The sequence below is a fragment of the Rhizobium redzepovicii genome (assembly GCF_019793435.1).
In the GTDB taxonomy this organism is placed as follows: Bacteria; Pseudomonadota; Alphaproteobacteria; order Rhizobiales; family Rhizobiaceae; genus Rhizobium; species Rhizobium redzepovicii.
The window spans coordinates 51,189-72,304 of record NZ_JAILYH010000026.1; the positions used below are offsets into that span (position 1 = coordinate 51,189).

General features: G+C 63.1%; 20 protein-coding genes and 1 riboswitch. Of the genes, 10 read left to right on the forward strand and 10 right to left on the reverse strand.

Annotated features, from left to right (window positions below):
* Positions 1 to 135: 135 nt before the first annotated feature.
* Complete coding sequence (locus K6N12_RS30540; RefSeq protein ID WP_222149081.1) at positions 136 to 777, reverse strand: metallophosphoesterase family protein; 642 nt, start codon at positions 775 to 777, stop codon at positions 136 to 138.
* A 200-nt stretch (positions 778 to 977) separates the two neighbouring features.
* On the opposite strand from K6N12_RS30540, the gene K6N12_RS30545 reads away from it, so the two are divergent.
* On the forward strand, positions 978 to 2,000 hold the full coding sequence (locus K6N12_RS30545; protein WP_097626028.1) for an LLM class flavin-dependent oxidoreductase: 1,023 nt from the start codon (positions 978 to 980) through the stop codon (positions 1,998 to 2,000).
* 22 nt (positions 2,001 to 2,022) lie between these two features.
* Here the strand turns inward: K6N12_RS30545 and K6N12_RS30550 are convergent, their stop codons facing one another.
* On the reverse strand, positions 2,023 to 2,847 hold the full coding sequence (locus tag K6N12_RS30550) for a helix-turn-helix transcriptional regulator (protein WP_097626029.1): 825 nt from the start codon (positions 2,845 to 2,847) through the stop codon (positions 2,023 to 2,025).
* A 97-nt stretch (positions 2,848 to 2,944) separates the two neighbouring features.
* On the opposite strand from K6N12_RS30550, the gene K6N12_RS30555 reads away from it, so the two are divergent.
* Together K6N12_RS30555 and K6N12_RS30560 are read left to right on the forward strand one after the other, a co-directional pair.
* Positions 2,945 to 3,868, forward strand: coding sequence for a phytanoyl-CoA dioxygenase family protein (locus tag K6N12_RS30555; protein ID WP_097626030.1), 924 nt, complete (start codon positions 2,945 to 2,947; stop codon positions 3,866 to 3,868).
* A gap of 129 nt (positions 3,869 to 3,997) precedes the next feature.
* On the forward strand, positions 3,998 to 4,921 hold the full coding sequence (locus tag K6N12_RS30560; RefSeq protein ID WP_097626031.1) for a LysR family transcriptional regulator: 924 nt from the start codon (positions 3,998 to 4,000) through the stop codon (positions 4,919 to 4,921).
* On the opposite strand, the gene K6N12_RS30565 is transcribed toward K6N12_RS30560, so the two are convergent.
* The 3 genes from K6N12_RS30565 to K6N12_RS30575 form a co-directional block, all read right to left on the reverse strand.
* The gene (locus K6N12_RS30565; protein ID WP_097626032.1) at positions 4,910 to 6,166 is read right to left on the reverse strand and encodes an MFS transporter; all 1,257 of its coding nucleotides are present in this window, start codon (positions 6,164 to 6,166) and stop codon (positions 4,910 to 4,912) included. The genes K6N12_RS30560 and K6N12_RS30565 overlap by 12 nt on opposite strands.
* Positions 6,163 to 6,813 carry an ArsR/SmtB family transcription factor gene (locus K6N12_RS30570; RefSeq protein WP_097626033.1) on the reverse strand — a complete coding sequence of 217 codons (651 nt, stop codon included), beginning with the start codon at positions 6,811 to 6,813 and terminating at the stop codon, positions 6,163 to 6,165. The genes K6N12_RS30565 and K6N12_RS30570 overlap by 4 nt, the downstream gene beginning before the upstream one ends.
* Positions 6,814 to 6,885: 72 nt before the next feature.
* Entirely contained in the window at positions 6,886 to 7,998 is a 1,113-nt protein-coding gene (locus K6N12_RS30575) for an adenylate/guanylate cyclase domain-containing protein (protein ID WP_097626034.1), read from the reverse strand.
* 194 nt (positions 7,999 to 8,192) lie between these two features.
* On the opposite strand from K6N12_RS30575, the gene K6N12_RS30580 reads away from it, so the two are divergent.
* A complete protein-coding gene (locus tag K6N12_RS30580) occupies positions 8,193 to 8,417 on the forward strand; it encodes a hypothetical protein (RefSeq protein ID WP_003593606.1) in 225 nt (74 codons plus the stop codon).
* Positions 8,418 to 8,500: 83 nt separating this feature from the next.
* Here the strand turns inward: K6N12_RS30580 and K6N12_RS30585 are convergent, their stop codons facing one another.
* Together K6N12_RS30585 and K6N12_RS30590 are read right to left on the reverse strand one after the other, a co-directional pair.
* A complete protein-coding gene (locus K6N12_RS30585) occupies positions 8,501 to 8,821 on the reverse strand; it encodes a GCG_CRPN prefix-to-repeats domain-containing protein (RefSeq protein WP_097626075.1) in 321 nt (106 codons plus the stop codon).
* A gap of 183 nt (positions 8,822 to 9,004) precedes the next feature.
* Positions 9,005 to 9,451 (reverse strand): SRPBCC family protein, encoded by a 447-nt coding sequence (locus tag K6N12_RS30590; RefSeq protein WP_097626035.1) that lies wholly within the window; start codon positions 9,449 to 9,451, stop codon positions 9,005 to 9,007.
* A gap of 228 nt (positions 9,452 to 9,679) precedes the next feature.
* Positions 9,680 to 9,823, forward strand: a riboswitch (FMN riboswitch).
* Between the two features lie 78 nt (positions 9,824 to 9,901).
* Here K6N12_RS30590 and K6N12_RS30595 point away from each other — a divergent pair.
* Positions 9,902 to 10,336: a 6,7-dimethyl-8-ribityllumazine synthase gene (locus tag K6N12_RS30595; RefSeq protein ID WP_012558171.1), complete on the forward strand. Its 435-nt coding sequence runs from the start codon at positions 9,902 to 9,904 to the stop codon at positions 10,334 to 10,336.
* A gap of 163 nt (positions 10,337 to 10,499) precedes the next feature.
* A complete protein-coding gene (locus K6N12_RS30600; RefSeq protein ID WP_097626036.1) occupies positions 10,500 to 11,189 on the forward strand; it encodes a VOC family protein in 690 nt (229 codons plus the stop codon).
* Positions 11,190 to 11,364: 175 nt separating this feature from the next.
* Here K6N12_RS30600 and K6N12_RS30605 read toward each other — a convergent pair whose 3' ends face one another.
* Together K6N12_RS30605 and K6N12_RS30610 are read right to left on the reverse strand one after the other, a co-directional pair.
* A complete protein-coding gene (locus K6N12_RS30605) occupies positions 11,365 to 12,141 on the reverse strand; it encodes a DUF1194 domain-containing protein (protein ID WP_097626037.1) in 777 nt (258 codons plus the stop codon).
* A 108-nt stretch (positions 12,142 to 12,249) separates the two neighbouring features.
* A complete protein-coding gene (locus tag K6N12_RS30610; protein WP_097626038.1) occupies positions 12,250 to 13,152 on the reverse strand; it encodes a LysR family transcriptional regulator in 903 nt (300 codons plus the stop codon).
* Between the two features lie 192 nt (positions 13,153 to 13,344).
* On the opposite strand from K6N12_RS30610, the gene K6N12_RS30615 reads away from it, so the two are divergent.
* Together K6N12_RS30615 and K6N12_RS30620 are read left to right on the forward strand one after the other, a co-directional pair.
* Positions 13,345 to 14,070, forward strand: coding sequence for an SDR family NAD(P)-dependent oxidoreductase (locus tag K6N12_RS30615; protein WP_097626076.1), 726 nt, complete (start codon positions 13,345 to 13,347; stop codon positions 14,068 to 14,070).
* Positions 14,064 to 14,552, forward strand: coding sequence for a RidA family protein (locus K6N12_RS30620; RefSeq protein ID WP_097626039.1), 489 nt, complete (start codon positions 14,064 to 14,066; stop codon positions 14,550 to 14,552). Before K6N12_RS30615 ends, K6N12_RS30620 begins: the two co-directional genes overlap by 7 nt.
* A 95-nt stretch (positions 14,553 to 14,647) precedes the next feature.
* On the opposite strand, the gene K6N12_RS30625 is transcribed toward K6N12_RS30620, so the two are convergent.
* Positions 14,648 to 15,187: a Pycsar system effector family protein gene (locus tag K6N12_RS30625; protein ID WP_003593591.1), complete on the reverse strand. Its 540-nt coding sequence runs from the start codon at positions 15,185 to 15,187 to the stop codon at positions 14,648 to 14,650.
* Positions 15,188 to 15,314: 127 nt separating this feature from the next.
* Between K6N12_RS30625 and K6N12_RS30630 the strand changes: the two genes are divergently transcribed.
* Positions 15,315 to 19,073 (forward strand): FecR domain-containing protein, encoded by a 3,759-nt coding sequence (locus tag K6N12_RS30630; protein WP_097626040.1) that lies wholly within the window; start codon positions 15,315 to 15,317, stop codon positions 19,071 to 19,073.
* Complete coding sequence (locus tag K6N12_RS30635) at positions 19,073 to 21,046, forward strand: CHASE2 domain-containing protein (protein WP_097626041.1); 1,974 nt, start codon at positions 19,073 to 19,075, stop codon at positions 21,044 to 21,046. The genes K6N12_RS30630 and K6N12_RS30635 overlap by 1 nt, the downstream gene beginning before the upstream one ends.
* Positions 21,047 to 21,116 lie beyond the last annotated feature (70 nt).

The window sequence follows — 21,116 nt, forward strand, 5'->3', positions numbered from 1 at the left end:
CGCGACACCTCTCTTCCGTCATCCTGCCCTCGGGCTTTAACCGAGGGATGTCACAGGAATGACGGAGATGGGGGTGCGTTCCCGCTGCTCCACTCCGCCGTCTCTGACTTTACACCCTAACCGACGCGACCAGCTTCATGCCCTCACCTCGATAAAGTCGATCGGCCCGCCGGCAACCTCGTCGTCGAACACAGCACAGGAAAGCTTGCCGCCGAAGACGCAGCCGCTATCGATATTGGTGCGGTTTCCTGTCGTCACCGGGTTAGACAGTGAGGGAGTATGGCCGTGGACCAGATGTTTGCCCCAATAGTCGCTGGACTCACCGGGCGGGAACCGTAGCCAGAGAAGATCGAGCTTGGTCTGCCGTTCCAGCGGAAATTCCGGAACAACGCCGGCATGGACAAAGATGCGATATCGATCAACATGCATAAGCGGACGATCACCAGCCCATTGCAAATGCTGAGGCGGAACCCTGCCATCATAGGACATTTCGGTTTCAAGTCCGCCATTGCTGATCCATACGGGTCTGTCGTCGCTATCGGCATATGCAGCGACCATCATGTCTTCATGATTACCTTTCAGGCAGATCCAGCGCCACGGGCCGGCCGGACCGGCAATGAGCCAGTCGAGGACGCTTTTGCTGTCTGGCCCGCGATCGATATAGTCGCCAAGGAAAACGACTGTGCCCTTGGACGCGTATGTCTCGATGCGATCGATCATGCTGTCGAGCGGATCGATGCAGCCGTGAATATCGCCTATGGCAAACGTGTAGCGCATGTTCCAAGCCTCTCGGCTGCGATGTGACGGCCGGCGATCAAGGACGAAAAGGCGCGCGAGGGCATGGCGCGGAGGCTCACGCCCCCTCCGCCGTCCGTCGCATCATAACAAACGCAAACCCCGGCGCCATCTCCGATTGTCTTCCAGGCCGGAATTGTGTCATGACCTGACAACGCAACAGCGCAAGGTGCGGCATTAACATGAAGAAGATCGGGTTCCTTTCGTTCGGGCACTGGACGCCCTCGCCGCAATCGCAGACGCGCTCGGCGGGCGATGCCCTTCTGCAGTCGATCGACCTTGCCGTCGCGGCCGAAGAACTCGGTGCTGACGGGGCGTATTTTCGCGTGCATCATTTCGCCCGCCAGCTCGCCGCGCCCTTCCCGCTACTATCGGCCGTCGGCGCGAGAACCAGCCGGATCGAGATCGGCACCGCCGTCATCGACATGCGTTACGAGAACCCGCTCTACATGGCCGAGGATGCGGGTGCCGCCGACCTCATCGCCGGCGGCCGGCTGCAGCTCGGCATCAGCCGCGGTTCGCCCGAGCAGGTGATCGATGGCTGGCGCCATTTCGGCTATGCCCCATCGGAAGGTCAGGACGAGGCCGAGATGGCCCGCCGCCACGCCGAAGTGTTTCTTGAGGTGCTGCGCGGCGAAGGCTTTGCCAAACCCAACCCGCGGCCGATGTTTCCGAACCCGCCCGGCCTTCTGCGTCTCGAGCCGCATTCCGAGGGCCTGCGCGAGCGGATTTGGTGGGGCGCAAGCTCCAATGCCACCGCCGTCTGGGCGGCCAAGCTCGGCATGAACCTGCAGAGCTCGACGCTGAAGGACGACGAGACGGGAGAGCCGTTCCATGTCCAGCAGGCCGACCAGATTCGTGCTTACCGTGAGGCCTGGAAGGCCGCCGGCCACACCCGCCAGCCGCGCGTCTCGGTCAGCCGCAGCATCTTCGCGCTCGTCGACGACCGCGACCGCGCCTATTTCGGCTATGGCAGCGACGAGGACGACAAGATCGGTTTCATTGACGAGAAGACCCGGGCGATCTTCGGCCGCAGCTATGCCGCCGAGCCCGACATTCTGATCAAACAGCTTGCCGAAGACCAGGCGATCGCTGAGGCCGACACGCTGCTGCTCACCGTCCCCAACCAGCTCGGCGTCGCTTACAACGCCCATGTCATCGAGGCAATTCTGACCCACGTCGCTCCGGCGCTTGGCTGGCGCTGACGCTCGCCAAAGCACCGGGCGCTCACATTCGCCTGTATCTGGCGCGGAATTCGCGGGGACTGCAGCCCTCGCGCTCGTGGAAGACCCGTGAAAAATAAAAGGGGTCATCCAGACCGATCATGGCGGCAACCGCTTCGATTTTTTCGTCGGTGGTGGCCAACAGCTGTTTGGCATGGTCCATGCGCGCCCGAAGCTGAAATGCCTTGGGCGGCAGTCCTGTTTCCAGCGTGAACCGCCGGCGCAATGTTGCCGGAGACATACCGTGCTCGGCGGCAAAGGCGGCAAGGTCGAGCGGTTGCATCGCCCGCCGCCGTAGCGTTTCCACGATCACGGCCATGGCGGGCCTCTCCTGGCGCCGATCCGCCGCTCCAATTGCCTGTCTGGCGGCTGATATGACGATGCGATGCAGCATCAGTGCCGCCGACGCCTGTCCCAGATGGGTATCGTCGAGCAGATCGGCATGGAGCATCCCGAAGAGCCGCGCCACTTCATCGAGGCGATGCAAGGTCACGACGGGATGCCGTTCGCCAATGATCCTCAGCCTGACGAAGTCCCGCGTGAAGGATCCTTCGAAAAGCGCCCAGCGCTCGTCCCAGCCGCCTTCGTCGGGAGCGTAGGAATGCGCGCGGTTGGGAAACAGCCAGAACAGGGCAGGCCCGGTCAGGCTGAAGCGGCCGCTGGCGGCGGTCTCCAGCCAGCCCTGCCCGCGCTCCACCAGCACGACGGCGAAACTCGGAAGTTTCCGGTCGGTCACCGCATGGCGGGCATGCTGCCTGCCGCTTCCGGTGACCGCCAGTCCGCCGGCCGCGCCAAGCGGCGTTCTGTAAATGGCCTCGGCCTGTTTCATGATGAGCGAAAAGTCCAGCTACCAGTTTCCTCTATGTCGGTTATTCCTGCAGATCAGATAATTAAGCGCAACTCAATTCAAGCTGGGGAAGGCTGAAATGTCGATTGCCGCCGAAGCCGTGCAGGCCCGAACACCGGAATTTCCCCTGACCGCCCACGGCAAAACCTTGACTGCGGAGCGGATCGGCTGGCTCACGCCGACCGATCCCGCCATCGGCGTCGACGCCATCCGCCGCCGCTACCAGAACGACGGCTATGTTTGGCTGAAGGGCCTCCTGCCGCGGGCCGATGTCATCGATTTCCGTGGCTGGGCGTTCGAGCGCCTCGCGGTGACAGGATTGGTCGAGCCCGGCAGCGATTTTTCGCAAGGGATTGCGTCGGCCGCCAGCGTCGACTGGAGCCTGGCGGACCGGCGCCTGATGTCGCTTGTCCGCTCCGCCGCCTATGAAGGTTTTTGCGCGCAGCCGCCGCTTACCCGCTTCATGGACGAATTTCTGCAGGGCATCTCCTATCTGCACAAGCGCAAGATCATGCGTTTCACCCAGCCGGGAACGCCGACGGCCACACCCGCTCACTACGATCTCGTTTATCTCCGCGGCGGCACCAGTCGCCTGGTGACGGTATGGATCCCGATCGGCGACATCCCTGCCGAGATGGGCGGCCTCGTCTACCTCGAAGGTTCGCACGCGCTTGGAGTCAAGATGGAGGCGAAGTTCCAGGCCGCAAGCGGCGATCTTTCTCCGGAAGAGCGGATCAGCGCCTATAACAGCCACATGACGGAAGGCGGCTGGGTCTCGAAAGATCTTCCCGATATGGCGAAGCGCTTCGACACCCGCTGGCTCGCCGCCGATTATGAGGCCGGCGACGTTGTGCTGCACTCGCCCTACATGATCCACGCCTCAACCACCAACCAGAACAGCAGCCGGCGGCTGCGCCTTTCCACCGACATCAGATATCAGAATGTCGACGACGAGATCGACGCCCGATGGAACAACCATTGGAGCCTCGGCGATATGCTGTAGCCCGGCTTCAGCGCCCCGGCAGCGAAGCGTCGGGACCTTACTGCCGCCGTGAGCGTTGATGGTCCAAGCCTTGAATCGGTTGCATGACTGACCGACTTATGGCTGGGACCGAACCGCTCGAGTTGCCTGATGCCGCGCACGAACCTGAACGATATCCTGATCTTCATGGCCGTCGTCGATGCCGGAAGTTTTATCGCCGGCGGCCAGGCCATGGGCCTGTCCCGCTCGGCGGCCGGAAAGGCCGTCATCCGCCTCGAAGACCGGCTCGGCGCACGTCTGCTCAACCGCACGACGAGAACGCTGAGCCTGACCGATGAAGGGCGGGTCTTTTACGAGCGCGGCCTGCAGATCCTTGCGGCGGTCGATGAGGCGGAAGCGAGTCTGGGAGGCCAGAGCGGCATGCCGCGCGGCCTTCTCAGAGTGACTGTACCCGATGCCTTCGGCCGGCTCGTCGTGATGCCGCTGCTGGAAAAATATCTTCGGGCCTGGCCCGACATCCAGGTCGAGGTGAGCTTTACCGATCAACTCTCCGACATCATCGAGGACGGCTTCGATCTGGCGATCCGTATCGGCGCCGCGGCGTCGGATACCCGGCTGGTCTCGCGCGTGATCGCCACCTACAAGACACGCCTCTGCGCCTCGCCTTCCTATCTCGCCGCGAACGGCGAGCCACGCGAAATCGACGATCTCGCAGCCCACGACTGCCTGATTTTCGCCAACCGCAATCAAAGGCAAGGCTGGCGTTTTCGTGGCAAGGGCGGTGCCTGGATCAAGGCGCAGGGGCGCAGCCGCCTGAGGCTCGACAACGGCGAGGCGATCCGCGACGCTGCCCTGGCGGGATTGGGTATCGCGCTCCTGCCCGATTTTCTCATCGGCGGCGATCTCGCCGCCGGGCGTCTTCGGCAGGTCCTGCCCGACCTGGAAGCCGATGACGCCAAGATCGTCACGCTCTATCCCGACAAGCGCCTGCTGGAACCGCGCATCCACCGTTTCGTGGATCTGATAGTCGAGGCGCTGGGACACGAGAGATCGGGCGCGCGCTCATCGCCTTGATACGGAAGCACCAACATCGGCAACCGCCCTGTCGAAACCGCGGAAACTTTTCAAGGCAAGGGGAAAGAGAGTGGCGACGAGATAGGCAAACCCGGTGAGCAGCAGCGCCGCGGCAAGACCGATCGTGCTGATCAGCGTACCGCCGACAAGGCCGCCGAAGGGAATGAGGGCGAAGCAGAGGGCGGTATTCAATGCGATGACGCGGCCGGTCAGCGGCTTGGGGATGCGCTCGAAGATCACCGCCGACAGGATCGGGTTGAGAAAGCCCGAGGCGAATCCCCCGATGGCCAGGGTCGTAAAGACAAGACCGAGCGGCGCATCCAGCGCAGTAACGAGAAAACGCGGAAAGCCGGTCAACAGGAATGCCACGGTATAGACGATCAGGCGCGGCATCCGTTCGCTGATTGCTGCGGCGATCGCCGCACCTGCGATCGATGCGCCGGCGAATGCCGCAAACATCGCTCCCAGCAGTTCCGGACCATGGCCGGAATCACGTGTCCAGACAGGCAGCAGCACCGCATGATAGGCCTGATCCAGCAGGTTGGTGATCGCCACCATAACGACGATGCTGACGAGCACAGCATCGCCGCGCAGAAAGCGCCAGCCTTCGCGGAGATCGTCGAGATAAGAAGGCCTCTCGGCCGGTCGGGCGCCGGATAGCTCTGGCGTGCGCCGCATATCGGGGATGCCGACGGCAACGATCAGCGCGGCCGCGGCGAAGGTGGCGGCATTGACGAGGAGCGCCTGACCCGGGCCGATCAGGCCAATCAGCGCCCCGGCTCCGGCCGCACCCGCCGTCGAGGCCAGCCGCTCAATGGCGCTGGCGACGCCAGTCACCCGTTCGAGCGACACATTCGCGAGCCTGGCGATATCGGGAACCATCGCCTGCTTGGCGGCGTCGGAAGGCCCACGCAGCACGCCCATGGCAAAGACGGCAGGCAGCAGCACCGGCATGCCGAGCAGGCCGAAAAAATCGAGCAACGGCACCAACGCCACCACGGCCACCGAAACGCTATCGCAGACGATGGCGATGCGCTTGGCGCCGACGCGGTCGATCAGCGGCCCGCCGAGCGCCTTGGCGACGACATAGGGCAGCATCTCCATCATCGCCGTCACGCCGGTCAGGACAGGGCTGCCCGTCGTGCTCAACACCAGCCAGGGAATGGCGATGGTCGACAGCCGCGTGCCGGAAAGCGAACATGTCTCGGCAGCAGCGAGCGCCAGGAAAGGCCCAGCCTTCCTCACGCCTCGTCCTCCCCTTCGCGATGCGGAAGGCGGCCCGGATAGGGGAAGGCGTGCAGCATGACATAGAAAGGAACCATGTCGGAATTCCGGGACGCCGCCTCGCCCAGCGGCGGAGCCGCCCGCATCGCTTCCAGGATGATGTCGGTCAGCCGTTTCGTCAGAGCCTCGGCCTGTGGCGCCGTCATCGGAATAATGATGTCGTCGGCAGTCGTCGCCTTGCGCCATTCGGCCGGCAGTTCGGCATATTCCTCGAGCGCCTGCTGCATCTGGCCGACCTGCAGCGAGAGCGCCGCCTGGTTGAAAGCGAGGTCGAGATCGAGCGCCTCCCCCTCGGCTTCGCTCGGCGGCACCGAGGTCAGCTCATGGCTGGCGCGCCACCAACGGTCTCGCCGTGAGGCATGCGGCGCTTCCTCGATGAAGCCATATTGGGCAAGCTGGCGCAGATGATAGCTCGTCGCGCCGCTGTTCAGGCCGAGCCGCGCGGCAAGCTGCGTCGCCGTGGCAGGTCCATCGATCCTCAGCATGCCGAGCATGCGCAGCCGGACGGGATGAGCCAGCGCCTTCAGCGCGGTCGGTTCGGGCACGACGCGGCTGACGATGCGGGAGGCGGCGGTATCTGCGGCAGGTTTCGGGTGCGGATGTTTCATGCTTCAAGCATATATTTGCAAACATATCTTTGCAAATATTTCTTTGCAAAAGCGATGCGTCTGCCCGCAGGCTCAATCCTCCCGCAGGGTGAAGACCGCGCAAGGATCGGCGATGCCGCGCAGGGTATGCTCTCCGAGCGGCATCAAGGGCGTCCCCGTGTTGGCCGCCACCGCGCCTGAGATCAGCACAGTTCGGCCGAGCGGCTTGCAGAGCCCTTCCAGCCGGCTGACCAGGTTGACCGCAGGGCCGATGGCGGTAAAGTCCAGCCGGTCGGCCGCGCCGATATTGCCCCACAGAATCTCGCCGAAATGCAGCGCCGCGCCGAACGGCAACGGTGCCAGCCCCTGCGCCTGGCGCACCTGGTCGAGATGAACCATGCCGGCGCGGCTGGCGGCGACCGCCCGCAATGCGGCCTCGCAGGCCTCCCGGTCTCCTTCGATCGCTCCGCCAGAAGCCGCCGTCACCGGAAAGATCGCCAGCACGCCGTCACCGATGAATTTCAGCACCTCGCCGCCGAAGGCGTGCACTGCGCCTGCGACGCGGTCGAAATAGGCGTCCAGCGCGGTGATCATCTGGTGAGGATCGGTCACCTCGGAGAGCGCGGTGAAATCGCGCAGATCGGCGCAAAGAAGAGCGGCTCGGATGGTCTCGCCGGTGCCGCGGGCTAGCGCGCCGGCCTGCACTCGGGCCGCACTGCGCCGGCCGAGATAGGCTTCGAGGAGCGCGGCCCGCGCCTCCCGCGCAGCAAGTGCGGCAAGCGGCGCAGCGGCAAAACGCGCGACCTCGCGCAGCAGGCTGATCGCGGCCGGGCCGAATGCGCTGTTTCCTGCCCCGCTGGCAACCCCCGCCCAGCCGAGCAGCGGGCCGTCCGATGCCTGATTATCCTGTGCTGGCCCGATCCTGGTCTCCCACACCGGCCCCAGCCCGGCCAGCCACTCGCGCCCGGCTTCGCTCTGCGGAGTGGCGGCAAAGGCCAATGCCTCGATGACCGCCTCGGTCTCGGCCCGCCACAGCCAGGTGCGCCGCGCGATGATCGGATGCGGCACCGATAGCGTCAGCGCGCCGCCCGAAAGCGGCAGGCCCTCAGCCAAAAGCCGGCGCCCGAGCTCGGCCAGAAACCGTTCGGGACCGGGCGAGGCACCGGCCTCGTCAACCAGCCAGGCAAGGGGAGACGGCAGATCCATGCTGCAACATGACACCGCCCCGGGACGTCCGCAAGGATGCCTTCAGGAGCCTATCGACACCTTGAGCCCTTCCTGCGCAGACAATTCCTGTCGCGAACCTTCCATCACGGGGAAAAGCGAAAAATAACGCTTTAAACTTGCGCCGTTTTGATTTCATTATGCGGCCGTTCGTCATCGTGTGATTGAGGGGTACGATGGGCACGATATTCTGGCCGAAAGATCCGCTGGATGGGAATGACATGACGCTGCTGACGTCGATCCTTCGGCGGTGGTGCGAAAGGTATCAGGTCGAGCTGACGGCGGAGGAAAGCAGCCGCAAGGCAAAGGAACTCGTCGAATGGTTCGAATTCGGCGTCAAGGATCCGATCGAGCTCGCCGAACTGATCGACGACAAGCACTGGCTCGTCAGCAGGATCTGACACACGGGCTGCGGAAATTTCATAGGAAAAGGCCGGGCGAAACATCGCACCGGCCCTCGTCAACTTGGCTCTAACCAAGGCTTTTAGTCATCATCCCGCCAGCGACGGTCGCGATCCCAGCGCCGCTCATGGCTCCAGCGCGGGCCGTCCCAATCGCGGTGACGTCGCTCCCAGCCCCAACGCGGCGGGCCACCGTAAAATGCCACCGGCGGCGGGCGTCGCCAATTCGGCCGGCATTCACCCCAGCGGGTCAGATGCCAGCCGCGGCCGCACGCATAGTCGACCTTCGTGACATCGCTTGTGGCTTTGCTCTGGACATTGATTGTCCCCATCGGCATTGCCTCAGCCGTGCCGATCGAGAGGCTGCCAGCGAGCAAGGCAGCCGCGATAGAAAGTGCCTTCATCGAAAACTCCATTTCATCCAGCCGCCCTGATCTTATGGCCGCCAAATTGAACTGGAGATGAACTGCACGTTCATGTTTAGACGAGAAAAACCAGCGTTTTCGGACGCCCGATCAGGGTATCGCCGCACCGCTTTTCCCGCGGCGTCAAGCGCTTGCGGGCGCCCGCTGCCCGTAAAAAATCGTTCATGTTCTGCCGTGAAAACTGTCAGGACCGGGATCGCGCCCGGCGGCGACCTCGGTCAGCCGTCCAAGGTAGTGCGCCCAGCCTTCTGCATGGCCGGCGCATTGATCGGCGCTCGGCAGGCCGCTATGGGTGAGTCGCAGCAGCGTTCCGTCTCCTTGCTCGATCAGGTCGATCTCGACCAGGCTCGACCCCGGCGGAACCACCTCGCTGCCGTCCCAGCCGAAGCTATAGGCAAGGCGATGAACCGGCACCACCTCGCGAAACGAGCCGCGCGCAAAACGAGCGCCGGTGACGTTGACGAGGTAGAGCCCGCCCGGCTGCGGCTCGACCTGAGCCTCGGTTCCCATCCAGCGCAGAATCTTTTCCGGGTCGGTCATCAGCGCAAACACCGCGGCCGGCGGCGCCGCGATATGCGCCTCGCGGTGAACGACGAGGGGATCTTGCATGTCTCTCTCCCATGGTTGTCATGGCCTGCCCTCGCCTCCGGCGGGATCAGCGGGTCATGCTGTGTAGATTGGGTGTCCTCATCGGAATCATGTAGGCAAACGTGTACGTTCAGCAAGGGCGCTCGGGGCGTCATCCTCATATTGCGGACACAGGTAGCCGCTGCTCCTTGCACATTGCAGAAAGCATTTCGCCCTATTGCCAGCCCGCCGCCTTGCCCCTATTGTCCCCGCCGTTCTCAGGGCGGGGTGAAAGTCCCTACCGGCGGTATGCAGTTTCGATTGCGAGCCCGCGAGCGCCTTCTTAAGGAAGGGTCAGCAGATCAGGTGAGATGCCTGAGCCGACGGTCATAGTCCGGATGAAAGAGAACGTGCGTTCCTGCCGCCCTTGCGGCTGTCGGGGACGTTCGTGATCGCCTTGGGTGATGTGTCTGTTCGCCAAAGGAGATTACCATGACACCCACCCGCTACGCCTTTATCAAAGCCAGCTGGCACGCCGACATCGTCGACCGCGCCCTTGACGGCTTCTACCAACTCGTGCCGCCCGAGCAGGTCGATGTGTTCGATGTTCCCGGCGCCTTCGAAATGCCGCTGCTTTCCCGCGATCTTGCCGCAACCGGGCGCTATGCCGCCGTCGTTGCCGCCGCTTTCGTCGTCGACGGCGGAATTTACCGCCATGAATTCGTCGCCCAGGCCGTGGTCGACGGGCTGATGCGCGCCGGCATGGATACCGGCGTGCCGGTGCTGTCGGTTTCGCTGACGCCGCACCAATATCAGGAAACCGACCACCACAAGCAGATCTACCGGGCACACTTCGTCGAGAAAGGGCGGGAGGCCGCAAAGGCCGCGCTGACGATCGGGAAGACACGCGCCGCTCTTGCCGCGTAGCAAGGCTGATCCGCTGAAACCGAGGCGGCGGAACCGATCCCGCCGTCTTCATCAGGCCAATTCCGACAGAATAATTGATTCGACGCCCTCGCCGCGCTGTGGTCCACTCGACCCCGACATGTATCGCCATTCTTAACGCATCCACAACCTCAAGGAGCTGAAGATGAGCAATGCAATGCGCAGTGAACCCCCTATCGAAAATCCGAAAACACGGCCCGTCGACACCAAGCTCGAAGTGGTCGTCATCCCCGTTTCCGACGTCGACCGCGCCAAACGTTTTTACGACGGCCTCGGCTGGCGGCTCGACGCCGACTTCGCCAGTGATGCCGATTTCCGGGTGATCCAGTTCACCCCGCCCGGCTCCGGCTGCGCGATCATTTTCGGCAAGAACATAACCGCAGCCGCACCCGGCTCCGCCCAGGGGCTCTACCTCATCGTCTCCGACATCGAGGCCGCCCGTCGCGATCTCATCGCCCGTGGCGTCGAGGTCAGCGACGTGTTCCATGACGCTGCCGGCGTCTATGCCGGCAAGGACGAACCCTATCTCTTCGGACGGCTGAGGCTCGCCGGCCGCGATCCCGATCACCGCAGCTATCGCTCCTTCGCCTCGTTCAAGGATCCCGACGGCAACGGCTGGCTTTTCCAGGAAGTCACCCAGCGCCTGCCCGGACGCATCGACGCCGACGAGACGGCCTTTGCGACCTCGAGCGACCTTGCGTCAGCGCTGCGCCGCGCGGCCATCGCCCACGGCGAACACGAGAAACGCAACGGCGGCAAACACGACGAGAACTGGCCGGATTGGTACGCCGAATACATGGTCAGCGAACGGGCCGGCCGGGAGCTGCCGTTATAGATGGCGGTAAAGGACGCAGACGCTGGTCGCGTCTGTGTTCCCTCTTAATAATGCTGCAGTCCGCTTGCCTTTCGCTTGCCGCTCAAGGCCAGGCGAAGGACAATAGGAGGCCACACGGCACGTCTTTCATTGTCTCTCGCTTCACCCCGAGCGAAAGCGCCGGCAAGCCACCCCATTATCGGTCAAACATATCCCGCCACTGCTTTTCTCCAATCATGCAGTCTGTCGCCGGCACAGCCCCGGCAATTCTCTGCACCGTTGCCGGCGGGGAAAGGCCGCTGATCTCCAGCACCAGCTTGCGGCGCACGGCAACGGCGAAATCCTCGATCTTGCGCACCGGCAGCACGAAGGCGCCAGGGCCGCCGATCACGCAGTCGGCGTAATATGTGTCGAGCCCGTTGGGGGCATCGGAGGGCCTCAGCATGATGGCAAGGCCGTTGATGATCATGCCGGCTTCAACCGCCTTGTCGCGCGCCGGTGTAACCGGATTGCCGGAATTGTTCGGGCCGTCGCCGGAGACGTCGATCACCTCCCGCCGACCCTGAAACGGGCTGGTCATGATCATGCTGGCGCCCTGGCCGATCGCTGTGGATATCGAAGTGCGCCGTTGCGTGGCGATCGGCCGGGCTTCGATCTTGCCGGCAAAGGCGATCGCGTCCTCTTCCGTCTCGATCACCTGCCAGTCGATCACCGAATCCTGGACGACGTAGCCTGCCCATTCGAAATAGCTGATGGCAATGCGCCCGGTCAGACCGCCCCTCACCGCATTAAGGAATTCCTGGTGCTTGAGCGCCTCGACATACCCCTCGCGCTGAATGCCGATCTCTTCGAAATCCATCGACCGCGAGGTGTCGACGGCGAGCACGAGGCTGACGTCAACCTCGTTCGTCCCCGCCTGTGCTGCCGGGACGAGGCCGGAAAGCCCCATGAGCACCGCAACTGTCGTCAGCATCGGTAAATCCCCGCGCCATCCAAGCCAGCGAACTCTAACACAGCTTGATCGAGGAAGGACGCGCAGCCGCGTGCACGGCTTCAATTTTCGGTGATGGCATCGGGCGCCTCAATGCAGGGGAAGCCACAAGGGGGTCTTCCACGCCTTCAGCGCCTCGAGAAAGACCTGCAGGCGCAAGGGCAGGAAGCGGCGTGTCGGATAGACCGCATGCACGAATATCTCCTCGGACGACCAGTCCGGCAAGAGGCGGATGAGCTCGCCTCTTCTGATCTGATCGTCGCAATAGGTAGAAGGCAGCAGGCCGATGCCGTGTCCGCGATAGGTGAAGGCGCTCACCGCTTCGAAATCCCGGCTCGATACCGGCCCCGACACCTGCTGGCGGACCGATTTGCGGCCGCTGACGAGATGCCATTCCGCTTCGCCGTTACGGCCGTTCAGCAGCACGCACTGATGATCCTTCAGGTCTTCGGGCTTCGAGGGAGGCGCCCTGCCCTTCATATAGTCCGGCGCCGCGACCAGATAGCGCACGCTCTTTCCGAGCCGCTGCGCGACGATCGACGAATCCTTGAGTTCGCCGAAGCGGATGCCGAGATCGATATTCTCGGCGATCAGATCGAGGAACAGGTTGGTGACGAAGAGATCGATCCGGATTTCGGGATAGGTCTTCAGGAAGGTCGAAACGAATTCGTAGAAAACCTCCTGCCCGAAGATGACGGGCACGGAGATCTTCAGCAAGCCTTCCGGCTTTCTCTGGGTTTCCGTCAAGGCCTGCTCGGCGTCGATAAGATGGGAAAGCGGCTCGCTGCACTGATCGAAATAGGCGCTGCCCTGCGCGGTCAGGCTGAGCTTGCGGGTCGTGCGCTGCAGCAGCGTCACGCCGAGTTGCTCCTCCAGCGACGTCACCTTGCGGCTGACGGTCGAGACCGGCATGCCGAGAGAATGGGCGGCACGGCTGAAGCTGCCGTAGCGCGCCACCGTCACGAAAACCGCGATGTCGTTCAGGTCCGCCATGCCGCGATTTTTGCATAGATGCAAAAGAGAATCCAGATATTTCCATCTAATCGAGGAATGGAGTTTTCGCCATATTCACCTTGCGAAAACAATCACAACCCGATGGAGGCGCATTCGCAGCCGCCCCATCTCGAGCGACCCGGCCTTCGCAAGCGCAGACCTCCGTTGCCCGACCAAATTATGGAGTTCAACATGACTACCGCAAAGACTGTCATCGTCACGGGCGCCTCCCAGGGTATCGGAGCCGGGCTCGTCAATGCCTTCATCGAGCGCGGCTACAATGTCGTCGCCACCTCGCGCCAGGTCAGCGCCTCGGATGCCTTTCGGGCTTCGGAGAAGCTGGCGCTCGTCGACGGCGATATCGGCGATGCCGAAACCGCCGCACGGGTCGCACAGGCCGCAATCGACCGGTTCGGCTCGATCGACGCCCTCGTCAACAATGCCGGCATTTTCTTCACCAAGCCGTTCGTCGATTACACCATGACCGACTTCCGCAAGCTGTCCTCAACCAATCTTGAAGGCTTCATCCACCTGACGCAGCTGGTCGTCCGGCAGATGCTCGCCCAGAAGACCGGTGGCAGCATCGTCAGCATCACCACACCGCTGATCGACCATCCGATCGCCGGTTTCTCGGCTTCGGTCGCCATGATGACCAAGGGCGGCATCGACGCGATCTCGAAGAACCTGGCGATGGAATATGCAAGCGAGGGAATCCGCGTCAACACGGTGGCTCCCGGTGTCGTCGATACGCCGCTGCACAAGGATAATCCGAAGGACTTCCTCAGCACGCTGTCGCCCATGGCTGGCATTTCCAATGTTGGGGAAGTCGTCGATGCGGTTGTCTTCCTGACCGAAGCTCCGCGCGTAACCGGGGAGGTGCTGCACGTCGACGGCGGCGCACATCTGGGCAAATGGTAAACCACCCGCAAGCGCAGGCAGCCGGCGCAGAACGGCGGCTGCAGGAACTCGGCATCATCCTTCCCCCGCCGCCGACACCTCTCGGGGCCTATGTCGAGGCGGTCAGATCAGGCAAACTGGTCTTCTTCAGCGGCATGTTGCCGGTTATCAACCGCGAGCCGCGCTATATCGGCTGCGTCGGCGGCGCACTGACGGCTGAAGACGGCAGGAAGGCTGCCGAAACGGCCACACTCAGCGCACTTGCGGCCGCCAAGGACTATCTCGGCTCGCTGGACAGGGTCGCAAAAGTCGTCAAGCTCGGTGTCTATATCGCCACTGAAGGCGATTTCCGCGACCACCCGAAGGTCGCGGACGGAGCGTCGCAAATGCTGCTCCAAGTCTTCGGCGAGGAAAAGCTCTCCGGCCGCGTCGTCCTCGGAGTCGCCAGTCTGCCGCTCGGCGTGCCGATCGAGCTTGAGCTGATCGTTGAGGTCGAGGATTAAAAACGGACGGGCGCGCTTCGGCGCGCCCGCATTCTTGGCTTCTGGCGCTCACGCCGTCCTCAGCCGGCTGAAAAGCTCAAAGCCGCACCCAAGCCTCACACCGCCACCAACAGCAGCACATAAGCAATCACGCTCACCATCAAGCCACGAAACGCAAAGGTCACGCAGCGGTATTTGCTGCGGGCGATGGCGGAGAGGATATTGGCGTTTTCGAGATATTGGTCGAAGAGATAGCGCTCGTCGCGCCTAATCGCCGCGTCGAAGAACAGCTCGCGATGGTTCTGCCAGGCGCCCCAGAACAGCGAGGTCGAGCTATCCAAACGGCGCGGCAGCACGACGAGGATCGCCGACAGGATTGAGAAGACCGAGGCTGCGGCAAGCAGGCCGGAAAACAGCATACTGCCTGACGTGCCGGTGATATAGCGCGCCGGGCTGAAGACCGCCCTCACCTCGCTGGAACTCACCAGGAAGGCCAGCATAAATGTGAAGATATAGGCAGCCTTCTGATCGGATATCTTGACCTGATCATAAAATATATCATTGATTTTCTTGATATGGTCGAAATACTCGACGCCGATATCCGCGCTCGTGGGCTGGCTCAGCATAACCTCAGTTGCAGTTTCGAATTCGCTCACGTGAATACTCCGTCCCCAAGTGTTTCCCTGATATTACACTTGACGGCGAAAGCAAGAACACGTGTGCAATGCGCTTGACTTTTCCACTCTACACGGACAAACGGGAAGTGGGGATGGGGTCTGGGTCATGCGGGGTTATTCCAAGAACATCTGTCGCGCTGGGATGGCGCTTTCGCTTGCTTTGCCCGGTTTCGCGCCGTCGGCAATGGCCGAGCCGGTGCAGCGAGCAACACCGGTCGCCGGTTCCGTCATCGCCCGCAAGACCGGCGAAGAGGTCCGCTTCATCGACGTGTCGAATTGGCGTGTCGTCGATATCAATCAGGATCTCCTGACCGGCGACGTGCTGCGCACCAACGCCAACGGCCAGCTCGCCATCGTCTTTTCCGATCACACCCAGGTTCGCCTCGGCCGCAATTCATCGCTGCAGGTCAAGAAGATGGCGGCAAGCGGCGACACGACACTGGAGCTGCAATCGGGAACGATCTGGGCACGCGCCGAGCGCGGCGGCCAGGGCCTGACGGTCGAGACCCCTGCGGCCGCAGCCGCCATCCGCGGCACCGACTGGACGATGACCGTCGAGGGCAGCAAAACCTCGATGATCGTGCTCGAAGGCCGCGTGGCGCTTAGCAACCCGCAGGGCAGCGTCGAGGTGAACGAGGGCGAAGGGGCGGTCGCCACCATCGGCCAAGCACCGCACAAGCTGGTGATCGTCACGCCCGACGACCGCGAACAGATGCTGTTCTATCTGAACCTGCGCGACGGCTTCGGCCTGATGCCGACTTCGCCGCTGCCGGCAGGCCGCATGGCCGACGAGCGCCGCCGGCTGCTGGCCTTGCCGCCGGAACGTCGCACCACCGAGGACTGGTTGGAGCTTGCCGAAGTGCAGAGCGCCTTCGACGGTCGGCAGGTCGCCGCAGAGACGCTTCTGGAGGTTCGCCGGCGCAAGCTGACGCCCCTCCAGAAGGCGCGCGTTGACTTGATCGATGCCACGATCGCCGGCTCCGAAAAACGTTACGACGACGCCGCAAGGCTGTTTGCGGCTGCACTGCCACATCTCGATCCGGCCCGCCGGAACATGGCGCAGTATGGCGGCTATTTCGCCCGCTCACTTGCCGATCCAGCACATGTCGAAAAGCCGCCGTCATCGGCTGTCGGTCCCTATGGTGCGATCATGCAGGCCTATACGGCGGGTTTCCTCAAAAATCCCCGTGCGTCCATCGACTTGATCAAGGATGCCGAAAAGCGTTTTCCGGATGATCCCACTCTTCCTGCCATCCGCGCGCAGCTGGCGCAGCTGATCGATGACCGCGCCCAGATGCGGGAGGCGGTGAACCGCGCCCTCTCGCTCGATCCCAACCATCCGATCGCCCTTGCCGCACGCGCCTCCTACAAGGCGAGCTACGAAAGCGATATCAACGGGGCGCTTGCCGATCTGAACCGTGCCATCGAACTTGCGCCGGGAGCTTCGGGATCGTTGAACTCGATGGGCCTGCTGCAGAGCGCCCGCGACGCCAATCGCGAGGCCGAGGCCGCCTTCCTGAGGGCGATCGCACTCGATCCGCAGGATCCGGTCCCCCACGGCAACCTTGCCATCCTCTATCTCGACCAATCGCGCATGAAGGAGGCCAGGCGCGAGATCGATGCGGCGCTCGCCGCCGACCCCTCCTTCGACATCGCCCTCCTCGCCCGCGGCCGCTATTACCTGCAGACCGGCGAGCGCGACAAGGCGCTGGCAGACCTGCTGGCCGCCAGCACCGCCAATCCCGCCCATTCGCAATCGCAGCTGATGCTCGCCGCTGCCCATTACGAAAAGGGCGACCGCATCCCCTCCGAGCAAGCCGTCGACAATGCCGACAGGCTCGATAAGAACGATCCGGTCATCTCCTCCTTCCGCACCGCCGTCGATATCGACGATTACGACGCCGACGGCGCGATCCGCAACGCCCAGGAATTTCTCCGCCGTTCGCGCGCCCGCGGCGGCGACTACAGCGCCCTTGGCGCCAATCAGGATGCCGGCTCGACGCTGAACAACGCTTTTCGCCTGCAGGGTCTGGATGCCTGGGGCCGCTATTACGGGGACGCGGTCTTCAGTCCCTTCGAAGGCAGCGGCTATATCGACCAGTCGATCAAGGGCAGCATCTTCCCTTACGTCAACGCAACGAGCTTCAGCGACGACAATGTCATCCAGAACCGTGGCAACGCATCGAGCTATTCATCCTTCATTCAGGGCTTGCTGCTTGATCCGCACATGCTCTCCGGCCGCTCTCGTTCGGCAACGCTGCTGCGCACGCCGTTCATCGAAGGCTCGCTTGGCGGCGGCATCAACAGCGTCGACGGCCATACAAGGGGTATCGGCGAAGCTGAAATCCAGGGTTTCTCGAACGAGACGATCCCGCTCAGCTTCTATGGCAACCTGACCTGGGAAGAACTGGCGCTCGATGGCGACTATCGCGATTTCGGCGGCTTCCAGACCGACAACAAGCTTATCGGCGGCAATGGCTATCTGACGGCAACGGTGACGCCTGACGATCGCGTGGTGGCCTATGTCAACCATGCCAAAAACGATGGAACGCTGAACGCACTGACGCAAGGCTCGTCACTGACGGACTTCCTCAACCTCCTGGGCTTCGGAATTCCAACTGAAGTCTCTTCGGAATATAATTATCGGCGCAATGTCAGCGAAACAACCAATGCCGGCCTCGGCTGGAGCCATACCTTCGGCTACGAAAACATCTTGAACGGCGCCTTCCTCTATTCGGAAAGCAAGTCGCGGACGTCCACCTCTCTTCAGGTCGACGATGCGCCGGTTCTCGGCCTGCGCGATCCCGACATCATCCCATTCTTGGACGGGACCGAGGATCTGTCTTCAAAAACCTATATCGGCGCGCTCAGCCATTCCATCGGCAGCGGACCGCTGACGTGGCGGTACGGCATCGAAGGCGGCTGGATCGATGCCAGCACGACCACCTCTTCTCGCCTTCATGAACTCTTTCCGCTCGTCGTGATCATCCCAGAGACCACGACCGGCCCGGACACATTCAGCAACCGCGTCAATATCAGCCGCGCCTATATCGACGTGCTGCACGAGATCACACCCGATCTCAAGGGCGAATACGCGCTCTTCGGCACGCATATGGAAGGCGACGGAGTCGACGTCAACCGCCTGGAGCCACGTTTCGGCCTTGCCTGGACACCCGCCCAGAACCATTGGCTGCGCGCCGCCTTCATGCGCCAGAGCCTCGACACCGGCGTACCCACTCTTGCCCCGATCGGCGTCCTCGGATTGCAGGCCAACCAATATTCTATCGGCCTCGAGGGATATGCCGATACGGCGGCGCTGCAATGGGACGCCGAATGGACCGACCGGTTTTTTACCTCAGTCGAATACCAGCACCAGGAACTGCATGATTTCTCGATCGATTTTCCGCTGATCTCGCTTCCGGCGGCCGACAGCCTGCCGCTGTCGCGCGGCAGCATCGACCGTGCCGCCCTCACCGCAAACCTGGCGCTCGGTGCCGGTTTCGGCCTTTCCGCCACCTATGCCTATATGGAATCGGAGAACAAGGACCCGCTCGAGCCGAATTACGGCGGCTCCCTGCCCTTCATTCCCAAGAATTCCGGCCAGATCGCGCTGACCTGGGTCAACGAAGCCAAGGTCAAGGCAACGGTTGCCGCCAACTATGTCGGCGAGCGCGACGGCGACGATCTCGGCACCAAGCTCGACGATTACTGGAGCCTCGACGCCCATCTGATCTGGGAACCGCTGGACAAGCGCATCGCCCTCGAGGCCGCCGCCTATAACCTGCTCGACGAGGACTTCGAGATCACGCCGGGCGTTCCCGGCTGGGGTCGCGCCTTCAAGGGCACGCTCAAAGTCCGCTTCTGATGCCGGTGCGGGACAAGCCGCGGCAGGCGAGGCAAACCGGGGGCCGCCGTTTGAGGCTGCTGGTGCTGTCGCTCGCCGTGCTGATCGCCATTTCGCTGCTGTCGCGCCTGCCCGCCTGGTCACTGCTGGAGCTCAGAAGCTTCGACTATCTCTCGACCGTCGACGATCCCCGTCCGCCAGCCGGCGGCCCTGTCATCGTTGCGATCGATGAGCCTTCGCTTGCTGATATCAACGCGCAATGGCCTTGGCCGCGCAGTCTGCATGCCGAGCTTGTCAGCCAGCTGCGCGCCGCTGGCGCCCGCGTCATCGGCCTCGACATCATCATGGCTGAACCCTCGAACCCCGACAACGACGCGGCGATCGCCAAGGCGGTCGGCCCGGATGTCGTGCTGGCCGGCGACGAAACGCTGATCGAGACGCCGCAGGCCTCGCAGCTGATCCGTGCCACACCGCTGCCGCAGCTGACGCAAGCCGGTGCCGTGACCGGCATCGCCTCGATCGATCTCAGCGGCGACGGCATGTTTCGGCGCATTCCGGGCTATCAGGACGGTTTTGCCGCCATGCTGATACAGGCGGCGTCGGGAGCAGCAAACGCCGACCTGCCGGCTGGCCGGCTCATCCAATCCTTCGGCCCGGCCCGCAGCTACCCCACGGTCTCCTACTACCAGGCACTCGACCCCGAGAACTTGCTGCCGCCAGGTTATTTCAGGGACCGCGTGGTCCTCGTCGGCCTCAGCCTGCAGAATGCGCCGGAGATCGACAAGCGCGGTGTCGATGCCTTTGCGACACCCTACACCATCCACACCGGCAAGCTCGTCTCCGGCGTCGAGATCCAGGCGACGATCTACGACAATATCCGCGCCGGCCTGTCGATCGCGGAAGCCCGGCTGCCGGCAGTTGCCGCCTGCATCCTGATATCGGTGCTGCTGGCCACCACGACCGTCTGGCGCTCGACGGGATGGCTGACGATCGTCACCAGTGCGGCGGCCCTCCTCGCCTTCGCGACCGTCAGCTTTGCCGGCATCCGGCTTGCCCATGTCTTCGTCTCACCGCTTGGCCCGACCGTCGCCTATATCTCGGTCGTCTTCGGACAAGCCGCTTTCGACTATGCCGAGGAGCGCCGCAACAAGCGCCAGATCATCCGCGCCTTCGCCCAGTATATTTCTCCCGATCTCGTCAGGCGCCTGTCGAACGATCCCTCGCAGCTGAAGCTCGGTGGCGAGCGGCGCACGCTCTCCGTACTGTTCTCCGATGTGCGCGGGTTCACCACCATCGCCGAGACGCTGAAGGACGATCCGGAGCAACTGACCGGCCTGATCAACCGGCTGCTGACGCCACTCTCCGATGTGGTGATGGATCATGGCGGTACGATCGACAAATATATGGGCGACTGCATCATGGCCTTCTGGAATGCGCCGCTCGACGATCCCGACCACGCCCTCCACGCCGTGCGCGCCGCGCTTGCCATGCAGACAGCGATTTCGCGGCTGAACAACCAACTGGAGCGGGAGGCGGCCGCGCTTGGCGGCAAGCCGCATGTCCTGAAGATGGGCGTCGGCATCAACACCGGCGAATGCATCGTCGGCAATATGGGCTCGACCCGCCGCTTCGACTATTCCTGCCTCGGCGACAGCGTCAACCTCGCCTCCCGCCTCGAAGGCGCCTCGAAGAATTACGGTGTGGCATTGCTGCTCGGCGAAGAAACCGCAAGACTGGTCGCCGAGACCTACATCGTCGTCGAGCTCGACCGCATCATCGTCAAGGGCCGCACCGTGCCCTCGCCGATCTACACTGTCGTGCACAAGGCCGATGCGAAAGCGCTTGCCGCTCACCAGACCTTCATCGAGGCCAAATATGCCGGCACGCTTGCACCGTCCGATCCGGCCTTCGATAGACTGGCCGCTGATATCGCCGAGCTTGCCGGTTATTATGCGATTGTGCGGGATGCGCTGGTTGGTGATGGCGGGGAGTGACGGCCCAGCATTTCTCCACACATGAGTTGGGCGCGGCACTCACCAACGCTCTTCATTCCTGAGGCACGCA

Excerpts from the sequence above, each read along its gene's own strand:
- K6N12_RS30615 (WP_097626076.1), top strand. The coding sequence starts at position 13,345 with ATGACTACCGCAAAGACTGTCATCGTCACGGGCGCCTCCCAGGGTATC.
- K6N12_RS30585 (WP_097626075.1), bottom strand. The coding sequence starts at position 8,821 with ATGAAGGCACTTTCTATCGCGGCTGCCTTGCTCGCTGGCAGCCTCTCG.
- K6N12_RS30635 (WP_097626041.1), top strand. The coding sequence starts at position 19,073 with ATGCCGGTGCGGGACAAGCCGCGGCAGGCGAGGCAAACCGGGGGCCGC.
- K6N12_RS30555 (WP_097626030.1), top strand. The coding sequence starts at position 2,945 with ATGTCGATTGCCGCCGAAGCCGTGCAGGCCCGAACACCGGAATTTCCC.
- K6N12_RS30545 (WP_097626028.1), top strand. The coding sequence starts at position 978 with ATGAAGAAGATCGGGTTCCTTTCGTTCGGGCACTGGACGCCCTCGCCG.
- K6N12_RS30580 (WP_003593606.1), top strand. The coding sequence starts at position 8,193 with ATGGGCACGATATTCTGGCCGAAAGATCCGCTGGATGGGAATGACATG.
- K6N12_RS30630 (WP_097626040.1), top strand. The coding sequence starts at position 15,315 with ATGCGGGGTTATTCCAAGAACATCTGTCGCGCTGGGATGGCGCTTTCG.
- K6N12_RS30600 (WP_097626036.1), top strand. The coding sequence starts at position 10,500 with ATGAGCAATGCAATGCGCAGTGAACCCCCTATCGAAAATCCGAAAACA.
- K6N12_RS30570 (WP_097626033.1), bottom strand. The coding sequence starts at position 6,813 with ATGAAACATCCGCACCCGAAACCTGCCGCAGATACCGCCGCCTCCCGC.
- K6N12_RS30595 (WP_012558171.1), top strand. The coding sequence starts at position 9,902 with ATGACACCCACCCGCTACGCCTTTATCAAAGCCAGCTGGCACGCCGAC.
- K6N12_RS30560 (WP_097626031.1), top strand. The coding sequence starts at position 3,998 with ATGCCGCGCACGAACCTGAACGATATCCTGATCTTCATGGCCGTCGTC.
- K6N12_RS30540 (WP_222149081.1), bottom strand. The coding sequence starts at position 777 with ATGCGCTACACGTTTGCCATAGGCGATATTCACGGCTGCATCGATCCG.
- K6N12_RS30610 (WP_097626038.1), bottom strand. The coding sequence starts at position 13,152 with ATGGCGGACCTGAACGACATCGCGGTTTTCGTGACGGTGGCGCGCTAC.
- K6N12_RS30550 (WP_097626029.1), bottom strand. The coding sequence starts at position 2,847 with ATGAAACAGGCCGAGGCCATTTACAGAACGCCGCTTGGCGCGGCCGGC.
- K6N12_RS30620 (WP_097626039.1), top strand. The coding sequence starts at position 14,064 with ATGGTAAACCACCCGCAAGCGCAGGCAGCCGGCGCAGAACGGCGGCTG.
- K6N12_RS30590 (WP_097626035.1), bottom strand. The coding sequence starts at position 9,451 with ATGCAAGATCCCCTCGTCGTTCACCGCGAGGCGCATATCGCGGCGCCG.
- K6N12_RS30605 (WP_097626037.1), bottom strand. The coding sequence starts at position 12,141 with ATGCTGACGACAGTTGCGGTGCTCATGGGGCTTTCCGGCCTCGTCCCG.
- K6N12_RS30575 (WP_097626034.1), bottom strand. The coding sequence starts at position 7,998 with ATGGATCTGCCGTCTCCCCTTGCCTGGCTGGTTGACGAGGCCGGTGCC.